Here is a 23299-nt window from a genome sequence, read left to right as displayed (position 1 = left end):
TGTTTGGCGCCTAAGCCCGTAAGTCAAAAGATTAAGGACACCTGACATTGGCCGCCTGCGGCTTCCAGGTACTACGCCTGCTGTGGGGAACGGTTCCGGCCTGAGGAGCGGTCCTGCACCTCGCTTTGAAACCTCGCAGAAATCGCGAGTTTCCAAAGTCGTCCCGTGCTGTAGGCTGAGAAAGCCCCTCAGCCAACACCACCGACACAGCCGTCTCCGTACCTGGCTTCCTCCGGCTCTGATTGTGCGTTGCCCTTTCTTTTGGTTCGGGTCTTAGGGTCAAGGTCAAGGGCGAGGCCCACCCCGCCAACTCGTTGGGCGTAGAGCCGGCCACGGATGGGATAATTGGTCAGTTTCTGTTTGGCATATTTTTGTCTCTGCTTCACTTAACTTATAGTTCCCTTCACCACTTTATGTTGTCTTGCGTAGGGTGAGAACCGCTGCTTGACGCCACTATTTCTCTACGAGAGTGCATCAACAGATTAGACAGCGTCGAACCGCTTTCATCTGACGAACTGTTCCCACTTCGCTGCAAAGGCAATCACTAACACTCCGTTGCTCCCCAGTCATCGCACACCTCAACCATATATACACCACAACCCACACCAGCGTCAGCTTCGGACAGGACAACGGAGCCGGAGTCAGTCAGACCCGCCCCCCTGTGTCGGTGGTGTTAGCCCGAGCGATTTTTCTCGGGCTTACAGCACGGGATGCCTTTTGAGACCGGGCCTCAGGCTCAAAAGCAAGACTGAAGACCGTCCCTTGGCTTCAGTCGGTCCCCACAGGGGGGCGGGTCTGAACTGACGTAGGTGGAGTTGACCTGTCTGGAGCGGGTCTGAACTGACGCAGGTGGAGTTAGCCTGTCCGGAGCGGCTCCACGCTTGGGTCGTTGGTTGGGGTCCCCGGAGCAATGGTGTATAATGAGGGAAATCGAAGTGAAAGAAGGAGTTTTCATGGATCAAATGACCCTAGAACCACACTACGCTGACGACTGTATCTTTTGCAAAATCTTAACCGGGGACATCCCCAGCTACACCGTTTACGAAGACAACATCGTCAAGGCATTTCTGGATATCTCGCAAGGGACGCCCGGCCACACGTTGGTGATTCCGAAGACCCACGTTCAAGATATCTTTGCTTACGACGCCGACCTCGCTGCCGCCGTCTTCTCGCGGATTCCTAAGATTGCGCGCGCCGTTAAGGCTTCCGACCCGGCCATCACTGGGATGAACATTTTAAACAATAATGGGAAAGTGGCTTACCAATCCGTTTTCCACTCCCACATTCACCTGGTTCCTCGTTACACTGACCAGGATGACTTCAAGATGATTTTCAAAGACAACTCCGGCAATTACACCCCCGCCGACTACGCTGCGATTCAAGAAAAAATCAAAGCACAATTGGAGGGTTAATTATGGGACTTGGTCGTTTTCTAACGGGCACCACCCTCGCTGTCGGCGTTGGTTTGGCAGCCTACCTAACCCTCACAAAGCAGGATCCCCTTACCTGGGGCAAAAATGTCAAACAACAGGCGCAACACACGGCCGCACAAATTGACGATATTCGTCAAGCCAAGGACCGCGTGGCACAACGCGCAACCGGATTGACGGCAGCCCTGACCGCTGCCCAACCCGTTTTGGATGACATTCAGACCGACGTCGATAAGTTTGCGTTTAAGATTGCCCCGCGGGTATCAGCGATTCAAGAAATTTTGGATGAACACGCTGGCGAGTAATTTTGAACTTTTTGTAAAGCTTTGCCGACCTTTTTCGGTTTGCCACTATTTGTGTTATGATGTTTGAGTATGGTGCTTGCACCAATTTTGATGAATGGATGTGTTGAGGAATATGAAGAAATGGTTTATCGCCTTCGCTGGCTTGTTACTGACTGTAACGCTTGCCGGTTGCGGCAGCCAAACCGTTGCCACCACTAACGGTGGTAAGATTACCGAAAGTGCGTACTACAGCAGTTTAAAGGGTACCTCTTCTGGTAAGCAAGTCTTGCAACAAATGATTTTGAACAAGGTCTTGGAAAAGCAATACGGTAGCAAGGTCAGCAAGTCTGCTGTTACCAAGCAATTCAATACCTACAAATCACAATACGGTTCATCATTCAAGAGCGTTCTTTCCCAAAGTGGGATGACGGAATCCAGCTTAAAGACTGAAATCCGTTCGAACTTACTTTTGAAGGAAGCCGTTAAGGATAATGTGACGGTTAGTGACGCGCAACTCAAGAAGCAATTCAAGAGTTACCAACCAAAGGTCACTGTTGCCCACATCTTAGTATCTAAGAAGTCCACTGCTAACACCGTTATCAGCGACTTAAAGGGTACCAAGAAGAGCAACTTGACTAGCGAATTCACGAAGTTAGCTAAGAAGTACTCCACTGATACGGCTACCAAGAACAAGGGTGGTAAGTTGAGTGCCTTCGATAGCACCGACACTTCCCTGGACTCAACCTTTAAGAAGGCTGCCTTCAAGTTATCAACTGACGAATACACCGCTACGCCTGTTAAGACGCAATACGGTTACCACGTCATCTTGATGTTGAAGAACCCTGGTAAGGGCACGATCAACGAACACAAGGCTGAATTGAAGAAGCAAATCATTGACAACGACATGAACGATAGCACCGTTCTGCACAACGTGGTTGCCAAGGTCTTGAAGAAGGGTAACGTTTCTATCAAGGATAACGACTTGAAGAACATCCTTTCCGACTACCTCTCAACTAGCTCAAGTTCTAAGACGTCATCATCAGCTTCATCTAAATAATTAAACGTTTCCGTTTGGGGCACCGATCATTTGGTCGGCGCCCTTTTTGTTTGCCCTGACAACTTAAAAAGGACGCCGCCAGTCTCTCGTGAGAGATTGGCGACGCCCTATTTGGCATTAGTCTTCAGTTGGTGGTTGCGGCGTGGTGCTGGATGGCCGGTAGAATCGCCGGCCGTCCATGGCGAAGACCCGCTCGGAGAATTCACCGGGTTCCGTGTGGGCCACGACCGTGTCGAGCATCATGATGGAGGCATCGAGTTCGTCCAATTGATGTAAGACGTCCGCCTCTCGCAAGGCTGGTCGCACCGGTGAGCCGTATTCGAGCAAGCCGTGGTGACTGAGAATCATGTGCCGGAGCAGCAGCACGTCTTCGGCTTGTGGATCAAGCTTTAACGTGTCGCAGGCCCGGACCAGTTCCCCATCGATCAACACGATGTGCCCAACCAGGTTACCGGCCAGCGTGTAGACCGTCGACTTGGGTCCGGACAGTTCAATCGTCTTACCCAGGTCATGCAGAATGGCTCCGGCGAATAGCAACGGCGCGTTCAGGTCTGAATACTGCTTCACGACCGCGTGCGCTAATTTCAAAATGGAAATCGTGTGGTACGCCAAGCCACCTTGGAACGCGTGGTGGTTACTCTTGGCGGCCGGGTACGTGTAAAATTTATCGGCGTACTCCGCAATCAACTTGCGCACAAGCCGATTCCAGGTTGGCTGCGTGATTTCAAAAATGGTCTGGGTGATGTACTCCTCCATTTCGGCCCGCGTCATCGGCGCCTGTTCAATGAAGGCGTTGGGGTCGCTGGGCTCGCCCGGATGGGTCAAGCGGAGATGGAAAATCTTGATCTGTGGGTGTGTTTGGTAATTCTCGCGCTTCCCCTGTAAGTGTACGACCCGTCCGGCAACATAGTTTTCCGTGTCGTCCGGTGAGGCGTCCCAGTATTTTCCAGAAATTTCACCCGACTGGTCCTCAAAGACCAGTGCAATGTATTGCTTCCCGTTCTTGGCCGTGCGGACGTCCGCCGACTTCAGGAGGACGAAAAGGTCAACGGCTTCGTCGACCCCATAGTCCATTAGTTGTTTCGTTGCCGCCATATGTGTCCCTCCTAGTCATTTAACCGAATTAAGTTTCCCGTGTTTAACCGTTCAACGGCCGTATCTGCCGTCAAGAAAATAATTTGAACGGTCTGACTGATTTCCGCCAATAAGGCATACGCGGCTTGGCGCCGGTCCGCATCAAAGTTGACGAACCCGTCGTCAATCAGCAATGGCATGGCAACCTGTTGCTGCATGACGATGGCAAATGCCAGTTTCACGGCCAAATCTAGCTGTTCCGCGGTTCCCCGGGAAAGCTGGCCGACGTTGCGCCATGCCCCGTCAGCCCGCCGTACCCGTAAAGTCGTCGCGGTCAGTTCAATTTCAGTATACCGGTTTTCCGTTAATTTGCCATATAATTTGCTGGCCTGGGCCACAATTTGTGGAAGCCGGTCGCCGGAAGCCGCGGCCAAGGTCGCACTGATCCACTGACTGGTTAGGCGTTGCACCAGCCATTCCTGGGTCGTGGCCACCATTTGCGTTTCCAAATTAGCCAGGCGTTGGCGCAACGTGGCTTGGGTCCCGCTGGCCGTCAAATGGGCCAGTTGCCCGGCCAAGGTCGCCAACCGTGTCGTGGTTTGGTCCAGCGTCTGTTGCAGCTGGGCCTGTTGCGTTTGTGCCTGTTGCACGGATTGGGTCAGTGACGCCTGATCAGCGACTTGTTGCAGGGCTGCCAGGTTGGCCGGCCCAATTTGTTGCGCCAGCGTCGTCCGTTGTTGCGCCTGGTTTTGTCGTTCGCGTTGCGTTTGGTAGCGGTCATAAAAGGCGGCGACACTCCGGAGATTCCGCGTGCTCAAGAAGATAGCCAGCGCGTGACTAGCCTCGTCCGCGGCGCGTTGATCCGTGCGGAGGCGTTCCGTCAGACTGGCCAGCTCACCCGATTGGGTCTGGCTGGCCTGTTGGCGTGCCTGCAGATCAGCCAGTTGCGTGGCGACCGTGGCGAAATCGCTGGTCGCCAGTGAGGGTAAGACCTGGCCAACGGCTGTGAGAAACTCCGCAATCGTCTGCTTGGCCTTGGCCAGTTGGGCGCCCTGCTCTTCCATTTGCCGCGATAAGCGTTCCCACTCCGCAATCGCAGTCTGGGCGGCCGACCACTGGGCTAACGGCACGTTGCCTAGGCCGTGGGCTTCGCCAATAACGTCCAATTGCGTGGTCAGGTCATCGACGAGGTGGCCCCCCTCGCGCAGTTGCGCCTGGTTGTCACGAATGTCAGCCGTTAAGTCCTCCAGCTCCCGACTGGCGGGTGTGCTGCTGTCGACTTGAAAGACGCCGTAATACCCGACGGCGACCCCACACAGGGCCCCCACCAGCTTGAACAGCGTCCCCGGCAAGAGCAGTGAACCCACCAGGACCACCAGTCCCACGGCCAACCAGATCAGTTGCTTGTCGGCCAGCGGGTTGCGTTGCTGCTGGCGGGTCGGCTGTTGTTGCTGGTAGCGTTCATTCAGCTGATTGAGGTGTTGCTGGATACGCCGGCGTTTCTGATTGGCGGCGGTCAAGCGTTCCTGCAGGTCCTTGACTTGCTGCAGGGTCGCCAGTGAAAATGGCCGCGGCATCTGCCCACCGACCGCATACTGGGTTTCCAGGGCCGTCGACCGTTGTTGGAGGTCACGTTGCTGTGCGGCTAACTGCTGTTGCATCTGGGCCGCCTGTTGCACGGCCGGCAGTTGCGTCAGTAACGGATCGACCTGAGCCGCGACCGGTAAGTATTCCTGAAACAGCGGCGGCAATTGCGCCGTTTGCTGAAGGTCCTGGACCCGTTGTTGATCAGCGGTCAGGGCCTTTTCCGTTGCCGTGACCTGCCCCCGCAATTGTTCGAGCTGCGTGGCATCATCGGCACTAAAGCCACTCGGCACGGGTTGGTCTGCCAATTGGCCGAGTCGTTGCCATTCCGCAAAGGCGGGCCAACTAGCCGCCTGCTGCGTCAGCTGGGCCGTAACTTGTCGTTGCTGTGCCAACTGGTCTTGTGTTTGCGCCTGCTGCTGGCGTAGGTCCTGTTGTTCCTGTAACAATTGCCAGTAGGTCCCATAGGCCGCATCCGCCTTGGCTAATTTGTCCGTCAGCTCGCGGTGGGCCTGTAATTGTTGATTCAAAATGGGATTGCGGCCCTGTGGCTTGTAGCGACTATCGGCCTGTTGGTCCAATTGGTGGGCCTGTGTCAGCCAAAAGTCACTGCCGACCGCGCCCACGTGCCGCAGGCGGTCGATCAGCTCCTGTTTGGAGGCCGCGAAGACCTGGCCGAGTCGCGGCTCGTTGATGGCGTATACGCTGGTGAACAGTTGTTGGTCCACCGGCGCTAGCAGACCAGCCAGGTTGTTGGCCGGCAACGCCAGATCCGTGGTGTCGTTGTGTAGCGTCACCTTGCCACCATGGGGTCCGGCCGTCCGAGTGACGGTGTAAGTGACGTCTGCCTGAACGAACTGCATTTCGCCGCCGAAACGACTGCCGTCAAGGGGTTCGTAACGTAACTCGGGATGCTTCTTGGTTGGGAAGCCAAAGAGGATGGCCGTGATGAATTGGGTCAGGGTCGACTTGCCGGCCTCGTTGGGGCCCACCAGAAAGTTGAGACCGTCCGTCAAGTCAAAGGTCCGGTCGTGAAAATGGCCGAAGCCGTAAATCGTCAAACGCTTAAGCTTCATCGTGTGCCTCCTCTCCCATCAATTCTGCCAAAAGTTGCTCGGCCTGCTCGTGGACTTGCGTGGCCGTGTCGGGCTGAGCAAACCACTCGGCTAGGGCCGGGTCCTGGGCTAATTTACCAAAGGTTGTTTGTAGATTATCCGTGGTAAAGATTATCGCCGCCCCCTGCTCCCAGTAGGATTGATCCAACTGGGGCGCGACTGGTTGAGCTTGATTGGTTGCGAGCTTGGCGCCAATCAAATAACGTTGGGCCGCCTTCAACTGGCGGGCGTGGGTCCGCTGATACAGGGCTAACCATTCGCCATTTTTGAAACTGGTCAAATCGGCCCCGGTCAGTGCCGCGCTGCTCACGGTTACCGCGGTCAACGTGGCTTGCGTAGCGGTGTTGGCGGTGAGCCAATCCGTCAGGTCGGTCGTCAGCTGGGGCAAATCAGTGGCCGTCGACGGTAACGTGGCGGCCTCCCAGAGGATTTCGGCGGTCGGGAAGAATTCCGGCACTAATTTACCGGCTTGACTGGTCACCAGATAGGCGCCCTTCTCCCCCGTCTCATTGATGCTGCGCCCCTGGGTGTTGCCGGCGTACAGAATCGGTGGCTGTTCCGCCAGAAATTGCCGATGGTGAATGTGGCCCAACGCCCAGTAATCATAGCGTTTGGCCAATAAGTCGGCCACGTGAAACGGGGCATAATGGTCGCTGGTTCCCGTGGCGACGGCACCGTGTAGCATGCCAATATGCCACTGCGTTTCAGCGTGGGCCGGAAAATCGGCCACCTGATCCGTGGGCACCCACCGCTCAGGGTAGCTGAAACCACTCACCGCCACGGTCTCACCGGAAGCCAGCGTCAACGTGTGGGTGGTCACGTCCGGCCCCAAAACCGTCACATTAGCCGGATAGGCCACGGTCTGATGCTGGTCGGCCAAGTAATCATGATTCCCAAAACTAATAATGACTGGAATATGTTGGTCGTTTAAACGGTCAAATTGTTGAAAAAGATAGGCCTGCGCCGCCACGCTTTGTTCTGCGCGGTCAAACAAGTCTCCCGCGAGTAACACAAAGTCGACCTGCTCGGCAATAGCCCGGTCAAAGACCCGCGTCGCCGCCGTAAAAGTTGATTGCCGCACGGTCGTCAGTAAGCTACTGGGGAGGGTCGTCAATCCCAGAAAGGGACTATCTAAATGTAAATCAGCTGCGTGAATAAATTTCATGAGTTTCCTCCCGGTTAACTGGGTCGAACAAAAAATCGTCGGCGCACCGACCTCCCAAAGTGAGTGGTTGCGCCGACGATTGACTGATGCTTAACCCGCGTAAATATCTTGAATGGGTTGCGTAATCGTTTTGTTTAATTGGTTCAACATGGAGTTCACACCGCGTTCGGCTTCCATTAAGTTCTTAATGGCGTCGATCTTACCAACTTGGTCGGCAACCTCACGGGCATGCTTCATTTCATCGTCCGTTAATTGTTGACCAGCCATTTGCTTTTGTTGCAAGTCCAGTTGAATCTTTTGAAAGTCTTTGAACAGCTTGTAGGTGTCGGCGTCTGCCTTCATCTCGTTAAATGCCGTTTCCAGGGCTTTGAATTGATCTGAATCTTTGAGAGCTTGGGTCACTTGTTCGCCCAACTCTACCATCTTGTCAGCCATTACGTTTCCTCCTCAGTGGGCGTGACGCCCATTTACAATACAGAATCTATTGTAACATGTTAGGCGCTTTCATCCCACCCACATTTGGCTAATTCACGATGGAATTCCACCATGACTTCACCGTATTGGCGGCGTCGCTGAAGGACTTGCCGGCGTTATCGATCCCCTTTTGCACGGAATCCCAAACGTCACTGCCGTCACTAGAACTGCTGCCACTGTTTTCGGCCTTGGCAATCGTCGAGGCGTCCTTGGTGTTGAAGGCAGTGCCCTTCGTATTCGGTAGGATGCTCTGCATTTCGGCTTGGTAAAGGGGTCCTTCACCGGTGCCACTGACGTTTTCCAAATGGTGCTTGCTGCTGGTGTTGTCAAAGCCTTCCCAGGTGGCCACGACCACGTCCGGCGTATAGCCGACGATCCATTTGTCCCGGGTCGCATCGGAGTCACCATCGGCTTCGGTGCTCCCAGTCTTCCCGGCAATCGTGTACCCGTAAGGCTTGGCGCTGACCCCGGTTCCGTAGTTGAAGACGCCCATCATCATGCTGGTCATCTGCTTGGCCGTCTTGCTGGACATGACTTTGGTCTTCTTGGCCGCGGAATCCGATGTATCCACGACCACATTACCGGACGCATCAACAATCTTGCGGATGTAATGGGCCGTGGACATGGTCCCGTTGTTGGCAAAGGCCGTGTAGGCTTGGGCCAACTGTTGCGGGGACACCCCGGTCTTCAAGCCACCCAACGCGAGCGCCAGGTTCTTATCGGACTTGGTAACGGGGAGACCAAACTTCTTCACGGAGTCATACCCCTTGTCCACGCCAATCTTGTTCAGTAACCAAACAGCCGGCGCATTCTTACTCTGCGCAAGTGCCTGATACATTGGCACCTTGCCGCTGTACTGGTTGCCATAGTTGTGTGGTGAATATTTGTTGGTCCCATAGGACTGTTTCTTATCGGTCAATTCGGAATCGTAGTAATAGCCATTCTCCAAGGCCGGCGTGTAAACGGCCAGCGGCTTGATGGTCGATCCGGGTTGGCGCCGCATCTGCGTGGCCCGGTTGTAGCCCCGGAACACGTGCTGGCCCCGACCACCGACGACGGCCTCGACCCCACCTGTGTTGGGATCAATCGCAATGCTAGCGGCCTGGACCTTGGTCCCGTCACTAGCGTTGGCTGGGAAATAACTTGGATTCTTGAAGAGCGTCTGCATTTGCGACTGGTTGGCCTGGTCCAAGGACGTGTAGATCTTATACCCTTTGTTCATGATTTCCGACTCGGTCAACCCATACTTACTAACGGCCTCATTGATAACGGCATCGAAGTAATACGGGTACTTATAACTATTCTTGTAGTTATAGGTGTCGCTGGTGGTCAACGCGGTGGCCTGATACTGCTTGGCCTGGGCGCTCGAAATACTGCCGGTGTCCGCCATCAGTCCCAGAACCACGTTTCGCCGTGCCCGGGAAGCTTGGGGATGGTCAACGGGATTGTAGCCACTCGGTGACGTCAACATCCCCGCCAAAACGGCCGATTCGGGTACGGTCAAATTGGCCGCTGACGTGCCAAAGTAGCGTTTGGCAGCGTCCTGAACGCCCCAGACCCCGTTGCCAAAGTAAGCGTTGTTCAAATACATTGAGAGGATGTCTTTTTTGCTATAAACATTTTCAACCTCAATGGAGAGGAACAGTTCCTTAAACTTCCGGGTGAACGTTTGCTCCTGCGTCAGGTAGGCGTTCTTCACCAGTTGCTGGGTCAACGTACTCCCCCCACCACTAATGTAGCCGCGCCGAAGCACTTTATTCTTGGCGAACAGGTAGAAGGCCCGGGCATACCCCTTGAAGGAAAAACCGTACTCCTTGTAGAAATTACGGTCTTCGGTCGAAATCACCGCGCTCTGAACGTTGGGTGAAATTTTCTTCAATGGCACGTAGGTTCCCTTCTGTGAATACAGGGTCCCCGCCTTATTATTTTTACGGTCATAAATCTGCGTTGGATTTTCCAGTGCAGCCTTTAGATCACCAACGTTGGCAGTCTTGGCCATAAAGGTCAGGTAGCCGCTCCCCACCAAAATGATGGTTAGAAAAATCACGATTAACCAACGTGTCAGCTGGAATCGCCGCCAGAAGCGTTTGAAGCGAGCTCTGAAGCCCGACCAAAAATTCTGATTAGGTTCTTGGTTATTCATAAAATAGCCTCTTCTTATCTCAATTGTAATAGACCTATTTTAGCATAGTCCAGCCAATCAGCCGACATTCAGTTGAATCTTTAGCAAGCTTTAAATTAGCTTAACCGACTCAGCGCAACAAAAAAGCAGCACTCAGCCAACAAATTCGACCGGTGCCGCTCGTTTTATTTCTAAATTTAGTGAACAATTTCTGGATTCATTTCACCGGCGATTTCATCATGCAATTTTTCAGCAATCTCGGCGTTCGGACTAATGATGAAGATGGTATCATGCCCCGCCAAGGTGCCGGCAATCTCTGGCATGTTCAAATCATCAAAGATGGCTGCCAGCAGGTTCCCGTTACTCGGCAGCGTTTTCAAAATGTTGACAAATTCTACCCGAGTTAAGCCGGTCACGACTTCATTAATGGTTTCCCGCAAATGCTCTTCTTCACTTCGGTTTCCCGCCTTGAAGATGGTGTAACGCAAATGACCGTGCCCATCTTGGGCCTTAACAATTTGCATTTCCCGGATATCCCGCGAGATGGTGGCCTGAGTCGCCTGAATACCCACCTCTTCCAGGTGTTCCATTAATTCTTCTTGAGTCCCAATGGGATACTGATTGATGAGTTGCTCGATGCGCGCTTGGCGAATACTTTTTTTCATGGCGACGACCCTCCCGCATAAAATTGCATTAAGTATAACAAAGGATGCGGAATTTAGCCACATGTCTCTGCATATTTATAAAGTAAGTGTACCAAATATTCGTTTTTAACGCAAAGAACCTTGCTTATTTCATTTGCCGACTTTTGGGTAAACGAAAAAGTTTCGGGCCGCTATTAGCCGACCCGGAACTTCGCATGCTCTCTATCATAATGTTGCCCCTAATCTGACGCCTTCAACCCATGGTCACCAATGTCAGTGCGGTAGATCAAAGCGCCCAGTGCTAACTGATCAAGCTGGTGGTAGACACGTTGTTGTGCCGTCTTTAAATCGGCGGCGTGATCAGCTACCAGCATGACCCGACCACCGGTGCTGGTCAGTTGGTCGGGCGTCCCACCCACGCTGGCATAATCTGCCCCGGCTACTGTTGGCACGGGTACGCCAAGCTGTGGCTTGCTAGGATAGCCTGGTGCCGCTAAGACCACACCTAGATACGTGTCCGTCGTTTGCCAGTCTAAGGTCGGTTGTTTGCCCTGTAAGAGGTCAACGATGACCTGGTAGAAGTCACTTTGTAATTGCGGGAGTAAAATTTGAGTTTCTGGGTCGCCTAGTCGCAAATTATATTCAATGACCTGCACCCCCGTTGGCGTCACGATACCGCCGACGTACAGAATTCCAGCAAATGCCAAGCCATCAGCAATCAGCCCATCAATTGTTGGCTGAATAATCTTCTCAACCGTTTCTTGAAGGATATCGGCGGTCACTTGGGGCACTGGCGAATACGCCCCCATGCCCCCGGTATTGGGTCCTTTATCCTGATTCAACAGGCGTTTATGGTCTTGCGCAGTCGGCAATAGACCGTACTGGTCGCCCCCGACAAACACCATCTGAGAGAATTCAAAACCCGTCAAATGGGCTTCAATCAATACCGGCCCACCAGCTGAAAAGGCCGCTTGCAAGGCTTGTTGCGCCATCTGATGCGTTGTCGCCACCGTGACACCCTTGCCCGCCGCCAAGCCATCCACCTTAATGACCTGAGGCAAACTGGCCTGATCACTGTAAGTGATTGCGGTCGCCACGTCCTCAAACAACTGGTAATCAGCGGTCGGAATCCCGTGGCGCCGCATAAACGTCTTGGCAAAGACTTTGGAGCTCTCTAACCGTGCCGTTTGCTGTTTGGGCCCAAACACTTGGAGCCTCGCCGCCTGGAAATAATCCACAATACCCGCGGCCAGCGGGACTTCCGGACCCACGACCGTTAACGCAACCTGATGTTGCTGGGCAAAGGCAACCAATTTGGCAAAATCAAGTTCAGCAATGGCAACCGTTTCAATCTGGTCCAATCGCATCCCCGGATTGCCCGGTGCACAAAAAACAGTCGTGACCTGGGGACTCCGCAACAGTGCCTTGGCAATGGCATGCTCGCGGCCACCGCTACCGATTACGAAAACTTCTGCCATAGTTGACTCTCCTCCATCTTTACTTAGATTTTCTTCGTGGCAATCAACTCTGCTAAAACCTCTGGGTACAGGTCATGTTCGGCCTGATGAATACGTTCGGTTAGGCTAGCCAAGGTGTCATTGGACGCCACGGAAACCCGCCGTTGGCGGATAATTTGCCCCGTGTCGATTCCCGCATCAATAAAATGGACCGTCACCCCGGTCTCTGGTACGCCAGCCGCAAAGGCATCCGCGATTCCCTGTCTGCCCGGAAACTTGGGTAATAATGCCGGATGTAGATTAATAATGCGGTGCGGATACGCCGTCAGCAGTGTCTTCCCCACGATACGCATGTAGCCCGCCAGCAAAATGGCCGCTACCTGGTGCGCACGTAAACTGGTTAAAATAGCCGTCTCGGCAGCCGCCTTCGTGGCAAAATCCTTGTAGTTAATCATAAACACTGGGACGCCGACCGCTTCGGCCCGCTCAATAACTGGGGCATTGGCCTGATCACAAACCAGTAGCACGATTTCTGCTGGAATTTTCCGTTGCCCGATGGCTGACTGGAGCGCACTGAAGTTGGTCCCCGTTCCTGAGGCAAAAATGGCAAGTCGTTTAACCATCCGTCGCCTCCCGAAAAGTCACTGGCTTTTCACCGGTGACGACCTGCCCAACTTGGTAGGCGACTTGATCAACCGCGGCCAAGCTGGCAAGAACTGGTGCAACCTGTTCTGGATGAACGACCAGGACCATCCCCAGACCTAGGTTAAACGTCGAGCGGACATCCGTAGGCGTCAGTTGTCCCAAATCAGCTAAGACGGTCATGATTGGCGGCACTGGCCAGCTTCCCACCTCAAATTGGGCGCTTAACTTCTCCGGCAGCGCTCGGGCCACGTTTTCAATCAGCCCCCCGCCCGTAATGTGGGCGATGCTGGCAACCAGTTTTTGTTGTAACAGCGGTAAGACGCTGCTGACATAGATTTTAGTTGGCCGTAACAATTCTTCACCAAGGGGATGACCCACCGTCGGAAAGACATGGTCGAGTGAAAAATGATGCTGTTTAAATAAGATGTCCCGCACCAGACTGAACCCGTTGGCGTGTAAGCCATTGGCTGGCAACCCAATCAACACATCACCTGCCCGAACTTGACTCGAATCGAGCAAGGCCGACCGGTCCGCAATTCCAACCGCAAAACCCGCGAGGTCGTAATGACCATGCGCATACATGTCCGGCATTTCTGCTGTCTCGCCGCCAATCAGTGCGACGCCAGCCTCCTGACACCCCGCGACCACGCCCTTCATGATGGCTGCTACCTGATCTTGATCAGTATGACCCAAGCCCAAATAATCCAAGAAAAATTGGGGTTGCGCGCCCTGAGCAAGAATATCATTCACACACATCGCGACTAAATCGATGCCAATGGTCTCGTGCTGCTGGGCAGCAATTGCCACCAGTAATTTGGTTCCCACGCCATCCGTGCCAGCAACCAGCACTGGCTCGTTCATGACGGTCTCGGCAGCCAACGGAAAGAGACCCCCAAAGGCCCCCAGTTGGCGATTACCACTTAATGCCTTCACGGTCTTCAGCACTTCATAGCCAGCATTTAGATCCACACCTGCCTTTTTGTAGGCCTCACTCATGCCTGCTTCCTCCTTACTTCTTTAGCCACTGCATTTCTTCGTCAAATTCCGCCTGGTAATCGTACAAGGGTGTCGGATAGTCCCCGTTGAAGTAGGCCATACACAGCCCACCATAGGGGGCAGCCACGTCCAGACCCACTGAATCAATCACACCCTGTTCACTCAAGAAGCTCAGGGAATCTGCCCCAAATGAGGTACACATCTCAGGAATCGTCTTCTGTGCTGCCACTAATTCCTTGGTTGTCTGAATATCAATCCCATAGAAACAAGGGAAACGTAGTGGCGGTGACGCAATCCGCAAGTGCACGGCGCTTGCCCCAGCATCCTTCAATAACTTCACAATTCGCCGACAAGTGGTCCCACGAACAATGGAATCATCAATTAAAACGACCCGTTTCCCGGCTACCACCCCTTGGACGGCGGACAACTTCATCCGGACCCCCTGTTCTCGCAGTGCTTGGGTCGGCTGAATGAAGGTCCGCGAAGAATATTGGTTTTTGATCAAGCCCATTTCGTATGGCAACCCACTAGCTTCTGCGTACCCCGTTGCGGCGGACAGCGAAGAATTAGGCACCCCCACCACAATATCCGCATCGACTGGTTGCTCTTTAGCTAGTTGAGCGCCCATGCGTTTCCGGGCCGAGTGCACGTTGACCCCATAAATATTAGAATCCGGGCGCGCAAAGTAAACGAATTCCATTGAACAAATGGCTAAATTTCCTGCTGTGGTGTAGTGATCAACGGTCAGTCCCTGATCATCAATCGTTAGGAGCTCACCCGGATGGACATCCTGGATGAACTTGGCACCCACGGCATCCAGCGCACACGTCTCGCTACAAACTACGTAGCCTCCGGTAGGCAATTGCCCCACGACCAATGGCCGCAAACCATTCGGATCTAACGCCGCAAACAACCGATCATTTGTTAATAGCAGGTAAGCAAAGCCGCCATGGACCTGGCGTAATGCCTCTTTTAACTGGCCAGTCAGGGTTGGTGATTGGCTCCGGCGAACTAGATGCATGAGAATTTCACTATCAGAACTCGCATGAAAGATTGCCCCGGCAGCCTCTAAACGATGCCGTAACGTCTTGGCATTGGTTAAATTACCATTGTGCGCTAAAGCAAACTGGGCGTCGCTGAAATTGAATTCCAGTGGCTGGATGTTTTCAATGCCATGGTTGCCGGCAGTGGCGTACCGCACATGGCCAACCGCAGCCGTTCCAGTCAACTGCTCTAAGCGCCGTGGTTCCCGAAAAACATCAGCTAGCAAACCTAATCCCCGTTCCGACCGGAGCTGGCCCCCATTATTTGCGGTAATGCCAGCCCCTTCTTGCCCTCGATGCTGTAGCGCATGTAGCCCAAAGTAAGTGAGCTTGGCCGCATCCGGTGAGCCCCAGACGCCAAAGACGCCGCACTCTTCATTCAGGCCTTTTATTTCAACAGACACGGTAACGCTCCTTCCCATAACTTTTTCGCTTCACTGACGGGCAAATCAAAGGTCTGATCAGCCGTCTTGACCCATAGCCGGTCTGCCACTGTGGTGACACCCAAATAAGTGACTGTCTCTTGCATCAAGGCCTCAAACGCCGCCTGATGTTCCGGTTCTACCGAAACCACAAAGCGTGATTGCGTTTCCGCAAAGAACTGAACGGCTGGTAATTGACTGGTCAATGCCACTCCTAAGTCGCCGCCAAAACATGATTCGGCAATCGTCGTGATCAGTCCCCCCTCAGAGACATCGTGGGCACTGGCAACTAGCCCTGCTTGGATAGCTTCCAGGACAAGCTTTTGATGGTGATGCTCCGTCGCCAGGTCAAAGTCAAACAGATTGCCGCTGACTTGGCCCGTCAACATCTTCTGGCACTCACTTCCATTGAAATCAGCATGCGTCGCCCCCACCACATAAACCTTATCGCCAGCCTGCTTGAAGTCTTGCGTTGTCACATCACGTAAATGCTTAATCAACCCGACCATCCCAATCATCGGGGTTGGATAAATCGGTTCACCATTTGACTCATTGTTCAACGACACGTTTCCCGAAATGACTGGCGTATTAAACAACTGACATGCCCGACTAATTCCTTGAGCGGCTTCATCCAAGTCATAAAACTGTTCGGGCTTTTCTGGATTACCAAAGTTCAAGCAGTCCGTGATTCCCAGGGGTAAGCCCCCTGAGGCGACGATATTTCTAGCGGCCTCTGCCACGGCCATTTCACCACCGACACGCGGATTGAGATGAAGGTAACGCCCATTCACATCCGTCGTCATGGCAAGTGCCTTGTCTGTTTGGCGAATTCGAATCACTCCAGCATCTGAACCCGGTCGAACAACCGTGTTAGTCTGAACTTGGGAATCGTACGTTTCAAACAGCGAGCGCTTGGAAGCGATTGTGGGCTGCTGTAATAACTGCTTTAGTGTTGCCGTCACATCCGTGATTGCCGGCACAAATTGTGTGGCGGACTGTTGGTCCAGTCGCTGTGGGCGGCGCTTTTCTCGTTGATAGACCGGTGCTTGCGTCGCCAACGCATCTACTGGTACATCAGCTTCCATCACCCCGTGATGCACCAACTGGTATTGATGTCCCGGGATTACTTCACCAATGACCACCGCATCCAACCCGTATTTATCAAAGACTTCACGAATTTCCGCCGCTGATCCTTGCTTAATACATAACAGCATGCGTTCTTGTGATTCCGAAAGCATTAACTCAAACGCTGTCATATCGGCTTCACGTTGGGGAACTAAATCCAAATTGAGCTTAAGACCACTTCCCGCTTTGGACGCCATTTCCGCCGAAGACGAAACCAAGCCAGCCGCGCCCATATCCTGAATACCCACTAGGCTAGCATGATGTTCGTGAATCACTTCTAGGCAGGCATCCATCAACAGTTTTTCCATGAATGGATCACCAACCTGCACCGCCGAACGCTGCGTTTCCTTGGCATCGTTGAATTCTGCCGACGCAAAGGATGCGCCGTTGATACCATCCCGCCCGGTCTTGGCGCCCACATAGATAATCTGGTTGCCGACCCCGGTCGCCTGACCCTTCTGCATATCTGAATGATTTAGGAGGCCAATGCACATCGCATTCACTAGCGGATTCTTCTGGTAACACGCATCAAATGCCATATCCCCACCAATTGTGGGAATCCCAATACAGTTGCCATAGCCCCCAATTCCGGCCACTACTTGTGAAATCAAATAGGTCGTTGCCGAATCCGTGGGCTCGCCGAAACGTAGGCTATCGAGCAGCGCGACTGGCTTGGCCCCCATTGAGAAGATATCGCGGATGATGCCCCCCACGCCGGTTGCGGCCCCCTCATAAGGCTCTACCGCCGACGGATGGTTATGACTTTCTGCCTTAAAGACCACGGCCTGGCCATCACCAATATCAATGATGCCGGCGCCTTCGCCCGGGCCCGCTAGGACGTGATCTCCCTGGGTCCAAAACTTTTTCAGCACTGGCTTAGAATTTTTGTAGGAACAGTGTTCACTCCACATCCCCGAGAAAAGACCGACTTCAGTATAGTTGGGTAATCGATGGAGGACTTGTTCACAAATGAGGTGATACTCATCCGCCGTGAGGCCCAGCTGCTGGTAGGCTTGCGTATCCCGGATGGCTTCCGGCGTTAATTTAGCGGTTTTCAACATGCGCATCCCCCTGTACATGATTCATTAACAATGAGTCAAAGATACCCAACCCATCAACGGAACCCAAAATTGTTTCAACTGCCCGTTCTGGATGGGGCATCATCCCCAGCACGTTGCCGCGACGATTCACAATCCCAGCAATATTCGCCACACTACCGTTAGGATTATCGACATATTCAAAGACAATCTGATTGTGTGCTTTTAGTTCGGCCAACGTAGCGGCATCGCAATAATAGTTCCCTTCGCCATGCGCAATCGGTAATTTGATGTCTTGATGACGCGCATACGCGGTAGTGAACCGGGTCTGGGTGTTGCTGACGTGAAGGGGGCTGACCTGGCAAATAAACTTGGATGATTCATTTGCCTGTAGGGCACCTGGTAGCAGGCCCGCCTCCGTCAAAATTTGAAAGCCATTGCAGATTCCCATCACTGGCTTGCCGGCATTGGCAAATTCTTTTACCGCCGTCATCACTGGTGCAAAGCGGGCAATCGCCCCGCTCCGAAGGTAATCCCCATATGAAAATCCGCCAGGTAGAATGACCGCATCATAGCCGCTCAAATCAGTGGTGGTTGCGGGCACTAAATCGGCCGGCGTGTGTAAACAATCACGCAGGGCATTCAATAAATCATAGTCACAATTAGAACCCGGAAAAACGGGGATGGCAAACTTCATGGTTTAAGCCTCCAACTCTGTGATTTCGTAACGATAAGTCTCCATGTTCACGTTAGCCAGTAAGCGGTCGCACATTTCATCGACCTGTTCGGCTAATGGCTTTTCTCCGGGAGTCAATTTAATTTCAAAGTATTTCCCCAGGGTAACCGCCGCCACATTTTCATAATCTAGCCGATGAAGCGCGTCCTTGATGGCCTCACCCTTCGGATCTAAAATCGATGGTTTATACGTCACGTAGACCTTTGCTAAATACATGGTTTCTCCTCCTCCACCGCAGCCAATCGCTTGAGCACCTCTGTGTAGACCTGGGTCAAATCCCCAGAACTTTTGCGGAAGACATCTTTGTCCAATGACTCATGAGTTGTTTGATCAACCAGTCGACAACTATCCGGTGAGATTTCATCGGCTAATAGAATCTTTCCATCTGTCGTTACGCCAAATTCAATTTTAAAATCGACTAGCTGGACCTGCATCGCCCCAAAGATTTCTTGCAACCGATGATTGACCAATTGCGCTTGCCGTCGCATTTCAGCTAACGTGTCAGCACTAGCCACGTTCAACGCCACAATTTGGGAGTCATTGATGAATGGATCATCTAACTGATCACTTTTATAGAAAAATTCCATGACTGGTTCTTTAAAAAGCCTCAAATGATCAACCCCAAATTTTCGTTCAAAACTCCCGGATGCCGCGTTCCGAACCACCGTTTCCAAGGGAATCATGGTCACTCGGCGAACCAGCTGAACGTATGCCGACTGCTGTGTGATAAAGTGATTGGCAATCCCATGTTTTGCTAGGTCTTGGAAGATTAGGCTGGCAATCCGATTGTTGAGCAGGCCCTTTTGGGCAATGGCGACTTTGCGCTTGCCATTTAAGGCCGTTGCTTGATCTAAATACTCCACCCACAACACTTCTGGGTCGTTAGTTTCGTACATGGCCTTGGCCTTCCCCGTGTAAATCAGACCTTGCTTGGTAATCTCTGTCATCGGTTATTGTTCCCCTTTCAACGCCGCTACAGCTGCTAAGGCAGCCTGTATATCCGCATCTAAAACCGTTACGTGCCCCATCTTGCGTTGCTTTTTAATTTCTGCCTTGCCGTAATCATGAAAATGCCACTCCGGATGTTGACTGAGCAAGTCGCGCGCAACCTGAAGGTCTGCCCCCAATAGATTCCGCATGACCGCTGGGGTCGTCTGCGTAATCTGGGGGATTGGCAACCCACAAATACTGCGGATGTGCGCCTCGAATTGTGAAATGTTGCACGCCTCAATGCTGTAATGCCCAGAATTGTGCGGTCGCGGTGCTAATTCATTCACTAAGAGCTCGCCATCTGGCAAGACAAAGAATTCAATCCCCAAGACCCCGCGTAAATGCAATGCCGCCGCAATCTTTGTGGCCAATATTTTTGCGCGCTGATGCACAGCCGACGCAACCTGGGCTGGTGCTATCGTGGTATGCAAAATATGGTTTTGATGACGATTCTCCACCAGTGGAAAGGCCACCACGTTTCCCGTCGCATCACGGGTCACCATCATGGCGACCTCTAATTTAAAATCCTGTCGGCGCTCTAGGATACAAGGCTGTTGGCAAAGTTCCCGACTAGCTGCCGACAATTCTGGCTGGTTGATATCGACCTGGCCGTGCCCGTCGTAGCCGCCTTCTAACGTTTTCAAAATTGCTGGTGTCCCCAACTGTTCAACGGCCGTTTCTAACGCGACCGTTCCCTGAACCGCTGCGAACGGTGTGACCGGAATCCCTTGACTATGTAAAAATTGCTTTTCCGCCAAACGATTGCGGGTTAACCGCAACAGGTCCGTCCCCTGGGGGAGTCGGGTCAGCGACTGAACGCTATCTAGAGCCACCACATCAACATTTTCAAACTCGTAGGTCAGCACATCACTTCGCTGAGCTAATTGCTCCAGCGCTGTGGCCTCCTGATAGTCCGCGACGATTTGAAAGTCGGCGACCTGCCCCGCCGGTGACTGAGGCGTGGGGTCTAGAATGCCCACGTGATAACCCATGGCTTTCGCACTCAGCGCTAGCATTTGACCCAACTGGCCGCCGCCAACGATGCCGATTGTTGCTGGCGGTAAAATCGGTGTCTCAGAATTGCTGTTCACTTTGCGCCGCCTCCTCCCGTTGACGTTGTCGAAAGGCCTGGACCTGCGTCTGGATTCGCTGATCCTGTAAGCCTAAAATTTGGGCGGCCAATAACGCCGCGTTCTTGGCCCCAGCCGCACCAATTGCCATGGTGGCTACCGACACACCAGCTGGCATTTGGACGATGGACAGGAGCGAATCCATACCATTCAGCACGTGCGACTGCATGGGCACGCCAATAACCGGGAGTACCGTATTAGCTGCGAGCATCCCCGGTAAGTGCGCTGCCCCGCCAGCACCGGCAATAATGACCTGCAGGCCCCGGTCCCGCGCCTGTTGACCGTAGTCTTGCAGGACATCGGGCATTCGGTGTGCTGAGATGATGCGTCGTTCGTAGTCGACCCCCAAGGTTGTCAATTGCTGCGCCGCTAACTGCATCGTGGGCCAATCCGAAATGGACCCCATGACTAAACCAACCTGCACCATGTCTATTCCTCCTGCTAGTCTATTTATTCGCTAAGTTTAGCAATTCACCACCTGACTGTCAACTAAAAGACTAACAATTAGGCGATATAATTATTTTAATATTCGTTTTTACTGGAACTATATTCTTAATTAATTCATTTGTCTATTTAAATATTTATTAATCGCGAACTTTTCTTAAGATGGGACTAATTTAATTTTCCTAAGATTTTTCCATAAAAAAAGAGACACCCGCAGGCATCTCTTTTTAAAACCGTTAATTACATTTCGTCAGGTGCTTGAACCCCTAACAGACGTAAGCTTTCCTTCAAGACCGTTGACACTGCCTTGACCAGAGCTAAACGTGCTGGCAAGCCCGCATCGTCCGCCAAAATCTTGGAGTGAGCATAGTACTTGTTGAAGGTCTTGGCTAAACGAATCGCGTATTTAGCAATGACAGATGGTTCCAATTCATCGCAAGCCATCTTAACCATGGCTGGGAAGTCGGCCAAGGTCTTGATCGTATCCCAGGCTTCTGGATCAGAAACTTGGTTGCCATCAGCCTTGACTGCCACGTTGCCAGCCTTACGTAAGATACTTTCGGCCCGTACCCGTGAGTATTGGACGTAAGGACCGGTTTCCCCTTCGAACTTCAATTGATCAGCGAGCACGAAGTCAATGTTGTTGGTCCGTTCGTTCTTCAAATCACCGAAGACGATGGCCCCAACCCCAACCTGCTTGGCAACTTCTTCCTTGTTAGCCAAGTTAGGGTTCTTTTCGTTGATTTCTTCGCCGGCCAGCTTAACAGATTCTTCAAGAACCTTGTCCAGCAAGATGATCCGACCAGAACGCGTGGAAAGTTTCTTCCCATCAACGGTGATCAGCCCAAATGGCACGTGTTGAACGGCATCAGCAGATGGCACGCCCATTTCTTGCAAGACAGCCTTCAATTGCTTGAAGTAGTAGGTCTGTTCTGAACCGACCACGTACAAGTTCTTGGCTGGCTTGTAAGTCCGGTCACGGTACAGGGCCGTGGCGATGTCCCGGGTGATGTACAGTGAAGCGCCATCACTCTTCAGGATCAAGGCTGGGTTCAAGTCGTGCTTGCTCAGGTCAACCACTTGCGCACCTTGTGATTCAACCAGTAAATGCTTGTCCTTCAAAATTTGAACGACTTCTGCTAACTTGTCGTTGTAGAAGGCTTCCCCATTGTAGGTATCAAAGGTAACACCCAACTTGTCATAAACGTCGTTGAATTCTTGCAATGAGGCCTTCCGGAACCAATCCCAGAGACGGTGGGCTTCAGGATCGCCATTTTCTAGCTTTCTGAACCATTCCCGGGCTTCATCGTCCAGTTCTGGCTTGTCCACGTCTTCTTTATGGAAACGAACGTAGTATTCGACTAATTTGTTAATTGGGTCAGCTTTAACGTCGGCTTCGTTCCCCCACAGCTTGTAGGCCGTGATGAGCTTCCCGAATTGTGTTCCCCAGTCACCCAAGTGATTGTCTTTGATCGGGTTGTAACCGTTCTTGGTCAAAATTTCAGCGATGGAGTTCCCAATCACCGTTGACCGCAAGTGACCCATGGACATTGGCTTAGCAATGTTTGGTGAGGACATATCGATTGGCACGTTACCACCGTTACCATCATCGTTCTGACCGTAGCTGGCGCCGGCCGTTAAGACCGTGTTCAACGTTTCTTCACTATAAGCGCTCTTATCAAAGAAGAAGTTCAGGTAAGGACCCACGACTTCAACCTTTTCAAAGCCCGTCTTATCTAGCTTGTCCGCCAAATCCTGGGCAATTTGTTGGGGTGCTTGGTGCAACAACTTAGCCAAGGTAAAGGTTGGGAACGCCATGTCCCCTTTGTCTGACGTCTTAGGACGTTCTAACTTAGCCGCAATATCTTCTGCGGATAATTGGCCGTCCAACGCGGTAGCTAAGGCATTGGTAACTGTTTGTTTGTAATCCACACTAGTTCCTCCTCGTATTCTTCTCAAGAGCATCGTCAATCTCAGGCGATTCACGGGATAAAAAAAGTCCCCTACAAAATAAATTGTAAGAGACGAGATGACCCGCGGTACCACTCTGATTGACTTTAAAGTCCACTTTAAAATTCTGTTTAAATGACACCAATTGCTCCGTTCCGTTAGGGTCCTTGTCCGGCTCGCAGCACTCCGGACTCGCTGAAAAGGATTTCCACAACGTACTATTTCAATGGCGATAAATGCCTTCGAATAATAAGAAAGACGACCAAGACTGGCCGCCCAACATTCGAAAGCGGGTGACGGGAATCGGACCCGCGACGCAAGCTTGGGAAGCTTGAATTTTACCACTAAACTACACCCGCACAACACAAATGAGTA

The 23299-nt window shown here is 52.5% G+C and carries 20 protein-coding genes and 1 tRNA gene; 3 read left to right on the top strand and 18 right to left on the bottom strand.

Annotation, left to right across the window (positions count from 1 at the left end; translation table 11 throughout):
* The first annotated feature begins 953 nt into the window (after positions 1-953).
* The 3 genes from JUF22_RS09475 to JUF22_RS09465 all read left to right on the top strand — a co-directional run bounded on the left by JUF22_RS09475 (position 954) and on the right by JUF22_RS09465 (position 2771).
* Positions 954-1412, top strand: a complete 459-nt coding sequence (locus JUF22_RS09475; protein WP_203637228.1) for an HIT family protein — start codon at positions 954-956, stop codon at positions 1410-1412.
* A gap of 2 nt (positions 1413-1414) precedes the next feature.
* Positions 1415-1735: a hypothetical protein gene (locus tag JUF22_RS09470; RefSeq protein WP_125763167.1), complete on the top strand. Its 321-nt coding sequence runs from the start codon at positions 1415-1417 to the stop codon at positions 1733-1735.
* Positions 1736-1847: 112 nt separating this feature from the next.
* Positions 1848-2771, top strand: a complete 924-nt coding sequence (locus JUF22_RS09465) for a peptidylprolyl isomerase PrsA (protein ID WP_203645967.1) — start codon at positions 1848-1850, stop codon at positions 2769-2771.
* A 117-nt stretch (positions 2772-2888) separates the two neighbouring features.
* Here JUF22_RS09465 and JUF22_RS09460 read toward each other — a convergent pair whose 3' ends face one another.
* The 18 genes from JUF22_RS09460 to JUF22_RS09375 all read right to left on the bottom strand — a co-directional run bounded on the left by JUF22_RS09460 (position 2889) and on the right by JUF22_RS09375 (position 23283).
* Positions 2889-3866, bottom strand: coding sequence for a 3'-5' exoribonuclease YhaM family protein (locus tag JUF22_RS09460; RefSeq protein ID WP_203645965.1), 978 nt, complete (start codon positions 3864-3866; stop codon positions 2889-2891).
* A gap of 11 nt (positions 3867-3877) precedes the next feature.
* A complete protein-coding gene (locus JUF22_RS09455) occupies positions 3878-6505 on the bottom strand; it encodes an ATP-binding protein (RefSeq protein ID WP_203645958.1) in 2628 nt (875 codons plus the stop codon).
* Positions 6495-7709 carry a metallophosphoesterase family protein gene (locus JUF22_RS09450; RefSeq protein WP_203645956.1) on the bottom strand — a complete coding sequence of 405 codons (1215 nt, stop codon included), beginning with the start codon at positions 7707-7709 and terminating at the stop codon, positions 6495-6497. Before JUF22_RS09450 ends, JUF22_RS09455 begins: the two co-directional genes overlap by 11 nt.
* 90 nt (positions 7710-7799) lie before the next feature.
* Positions 7800-8144 (bottom strand): YlbF family regulator, encoded by a 345-nt coding sequence (locus JUF22_RS09445; RefSeq protein WP_203645954.1) that lies wholly within the window; start codon positions 8142-8144, stop codon positions 7800-7802.
* An 88-nt stretch (positions 8145-8232) separates the two neighbouring features.
* Positions 8233-10326, bottom strand: coding sequence for a PBP1A family penicillin-binding protein (locus JUF22_RS09440; RefSeq protein WP_203645946.1), 2094 nt, complete (start codon positions 10324-10326; stop codon positions 8233-8235).
* A gap of 176 nt (positions 10327-10502) precedes the next feature.
* The gene (locus tag JUF22_RS09435; RefSeq protein WP_125763180.1) at positions 10503-10970 is read right to left on the bottom strand and encodes an arginine repressor; all 468 of its coding nucleotides are present in this window, start codon (positions 10968-10970) and stop codon (positions 10503-10505) included.
* Between the two features lie 218 nt (positions 10971-11188).
* Positions 11189-12427 (bottom strand): phosphoribosylamine--glycine ligase, encoded by a 1239-nt coding sequence (gene purD, locus JUF22_RS09430; RefSeq protein ID WP_203645944.1) that lies wholly within the window; start codon positions 12425-12427, stop codon positions 11189-11191.
* 23 nt (positions 12428-12450) lie between these two features.
* Complete coding sequence (purN, locus tag JUF22_RS09425) at positions 12451-13029, bottom strand: phosphoribosylglycinamide formyltransferase (protein ID WP_203645942.1); 579 nt, start codon at positions 13027-13029, stop codon at positions 12451-12453.
* A complete protein-coding gene (gene purM / locus JUF22_RS09420; RefSeq protein ID WP_203645940.1) occupies positions 13022-14047 on the bottom strand; it encodes a phosphoribosylformylglycinamidine cyclo-ligase in 1026 nt (341 codons plus the stop codon). The genes purN and purM overlap by 8 nt, the downstream gene beginning before the upstream one ends.
* A gap of 13 nt (positions 14048-14060) precedes the next feature.
* Positions 14061-15494: an amidophosphoribosyltransferase gene (purF, locus tag JUF22_RS09415; RefSeq protein ID WP_203645938.1), complete on the bottom strand. Its 1434-nt coding sequence runs from the start codon at positions 15492-15494 to the stop codon at positions 14061-14063.
* Positions 15479-17698, bottom strand: coding sequence for a phosphoribosylformylglycinamidine synthase subunit PurL (purL, locus tag JUF22_RS09410; protein ID WP_203645936.1), 2220 nt, complete (start codon positions 17696-17698; stop codon positions 15479-15481). Before purL ends, purF begins: the two co-directional genes overlap by 16 nt.
* Positions 17682-18371: a phosphoribosylformylglycinamidine synthase subunit PurQ gene (purQ, locus tag JUF22_RS09405; RefSeq protein WP_203645929.1), complete on the bottom strand. Its 690-nt coding sequence runs from the start codon at positions 18369-18371 to the stop codon at positions 17682-17684. The genes purL and purQ overlap by 17 nt, the downstream gene beginning before the upstream one ends.
* Positions 18372-18374: 3 nt before the next feature.
* Entirely contained in the window at positions 18375-18626 is a 252-nt protein-coding gene (gene purS / locus JUF22_RS09400; RefSeq protein ID WP_203645928.1) for a phosphoribosylformylglycinamidine synthase subunit PurS, read from the bottom strand.
* Positions 18617-19357, bottom strand: coding sequence for a phosphoribosylaminoimidazolesuccinocarboxamide synthase (gene purC, locus JUF22_RS09395; protein ID WP_203645919.1), 741 nt, complete (start codon positions 19355-19357; stop codon positions 18617-18619). The genes purS and purC overlap by 10 nt, the downstream gene beginning before the upstream one ends.
* A gap of 3 nt (positions 19358-19360) precedes the next feature.
* Complete coding sequence (purK, locus tag JUF22_RS09390) at positions 19361-20491, bottom strand: 5-(carboxyamino)imidazole ribonucleotide synthase (RefSeq protein WP_203645918.1); 1131 nt, start codon at positions 20489-20491, stop codon at positions 19361-19363.
* Positions 20475-20957 (bottom strand): 5-(carboxyamino)imidazole ribonucleotide mutase, encoded by a 483-nt coding sequence (gene purE / locus JUF22_RS09385; protein WP_203645917.1) that lies wholly within the window; start codon positions 20955-20957, stop codon positions 20475-20477. The genes purK and purE overlap by 17 nt, the downstream gene beginning before the upstream one ends.
* Before the next feature lie 257 nt (positions 20958-21214).
* On the bottom strand, positions 21215-22906 hold the full coding sequence (argS, locus tag JUF22_RS09380; protein ID WP_203645916.1) for an arginine--tRNA ligase: 1692 nt from the start codon (positions 22904-22906) through the stop codon (positions 21215-21217).
* 306 nt (positions 22907-23212) lie between these two features.
* Positions 23213-23283: transfer RNA gene (locus tag JUF22_RS09375), tRNA-Gly, on the bottom strand.
* Positions 23284-23299 lie beyond the last annotated feature (16 nt).

The organism is Levilactobacillus lanxiensis (assembly GCF_016861655.1).
GTDB classification, from domain to species: domain Bacteria; phylum Bacillota; class Bacilli; order Lactobacillales; family Lactobacillaceae; genus Levilactobacillus; species Levilactobacillus lanxiensis.
This window is presented reverse-complemented; position numbering and strand designations above follow the sequence as displayed.

Excerpts from the sequence above, each read along its gene's own strand:
- purS (WP_203645928.1), bottom strand. The coding sequence starts at position 18,626 with ATGTATTTAGCAAAGGTCTACGTGACGTATAAACCATCGATTTTAGAT.
- purL (WP_203645936.1), bottom strand. The coding sequence starts at position 17,698 with ATGTTGAAAACCGCTAAATTAACGCCGGAAGCCATCCGGGATACGCAA.
- JUF22_RS09450 (WP_203645956.1), bottom strand. The coding sequence starts at position 7,709 with ATGAAATTTATTCACGCAGCTGATTTACATTTAGATAGTCCCTTTCTG.
- purM (WP_203645940.1), bottom strand. The coding sequence starts at position 14,047 with ATGAGTGAGGCCTACAAAAAGGCAGGTGTGGATCTAAATGCTGGCTAT.
- purN (WP_203645942.1), bottom strand. The coding sequence starts at position 13,029 with ATGGTTAAACGACTTGCCATTTTTGCCTCAGGAACGGGGACCAACTTC.
- purC (WP_203645919.1), bottom strand. The coding sequence starts at position 19,357 with ATGACAGAGATTACCAAGCAAGGTCTGATTTACACGGGGAAGGCCAAG.
- JUF22_RS09470 (WP_125763167.1), top strand. The coding sequence starts at position 1,415 with ATGGGACTTGGTCGTTTTCTAACGGGCACCACCCTCGCTGTCGGCGTT.
- purD (WP_203645944.1), bottom strand. The coding sequence starts at position 12,427 with ATGGCAGAAGTTTTCGTAATCGGTAGCGGTGGCCGCGAGCATGCCATT.
- JUF22_RS09435 (WP_125763180.1), bottom strand. The coding sequence starts at position 10,970 with ATGAAAAAAAGTATTCGCCAAGCGCGCATCGAGCAACTCATCAATCAG.
- JUF22_RS09440 (WP_203645946.1), bottom strand. The coding sequence starts at position 10,326 with ATGAATAACCAAGAACCTAATCAGAATTTTTGGTCGGGCTTCAGAGCT.
- purE (WP_203645917.1), bottom strand. The coding sequence starts at position 20,957 with ATGGTGCAGGTTGGTTTAGTCATGGGGTCCATTTCGGATTGGCCCACG.
- purQ (WP_203645929.1), bottom strand. The coding sequence starts at position 18,371 with ATGAAGTTTGCCATCCCCGTTTTTCCGGGTTCTAATTGTGACTATGAT.
- JUF22_RS09460 (WP_203645965.1), bottom strand. The coding sequence starts at position 3,866 with ATGGCGGCAACGAAACAACTAATGGACTATGGGGTCGACGAAGCCGTT.
- JUF22_RS09465 (WP_203645967.1), top strand. The coding sequence starts at position 1,848 with ATGAAGAAATGGTTTATCGCCTTCGCTGGCTTGTTACTGACTGTAACG.
- JUF22_RS09445 (WP_203645954.1), bottom strand. The coding sequence starts at position 8,144 with ATGGCTGACAAGATGGTAGAGTTGGGCGAACAAGTGACCCAAGCTCTC.
- JUF22_RS09455 (WP_203645958.1), bottom strand. The coding sequence starts at position 6,505 with ATGAAGCTTAAGCGTTTGACGATTTACGGCTTCGGCCATTTTCACGAC.
- JUF22_RS09475 (WP_203637228.1), top strand. The coding sequence starts at position 954 with ATGGATCAAATGACCCTAGAACCACACTACGCTGACGACTGTATCTTT.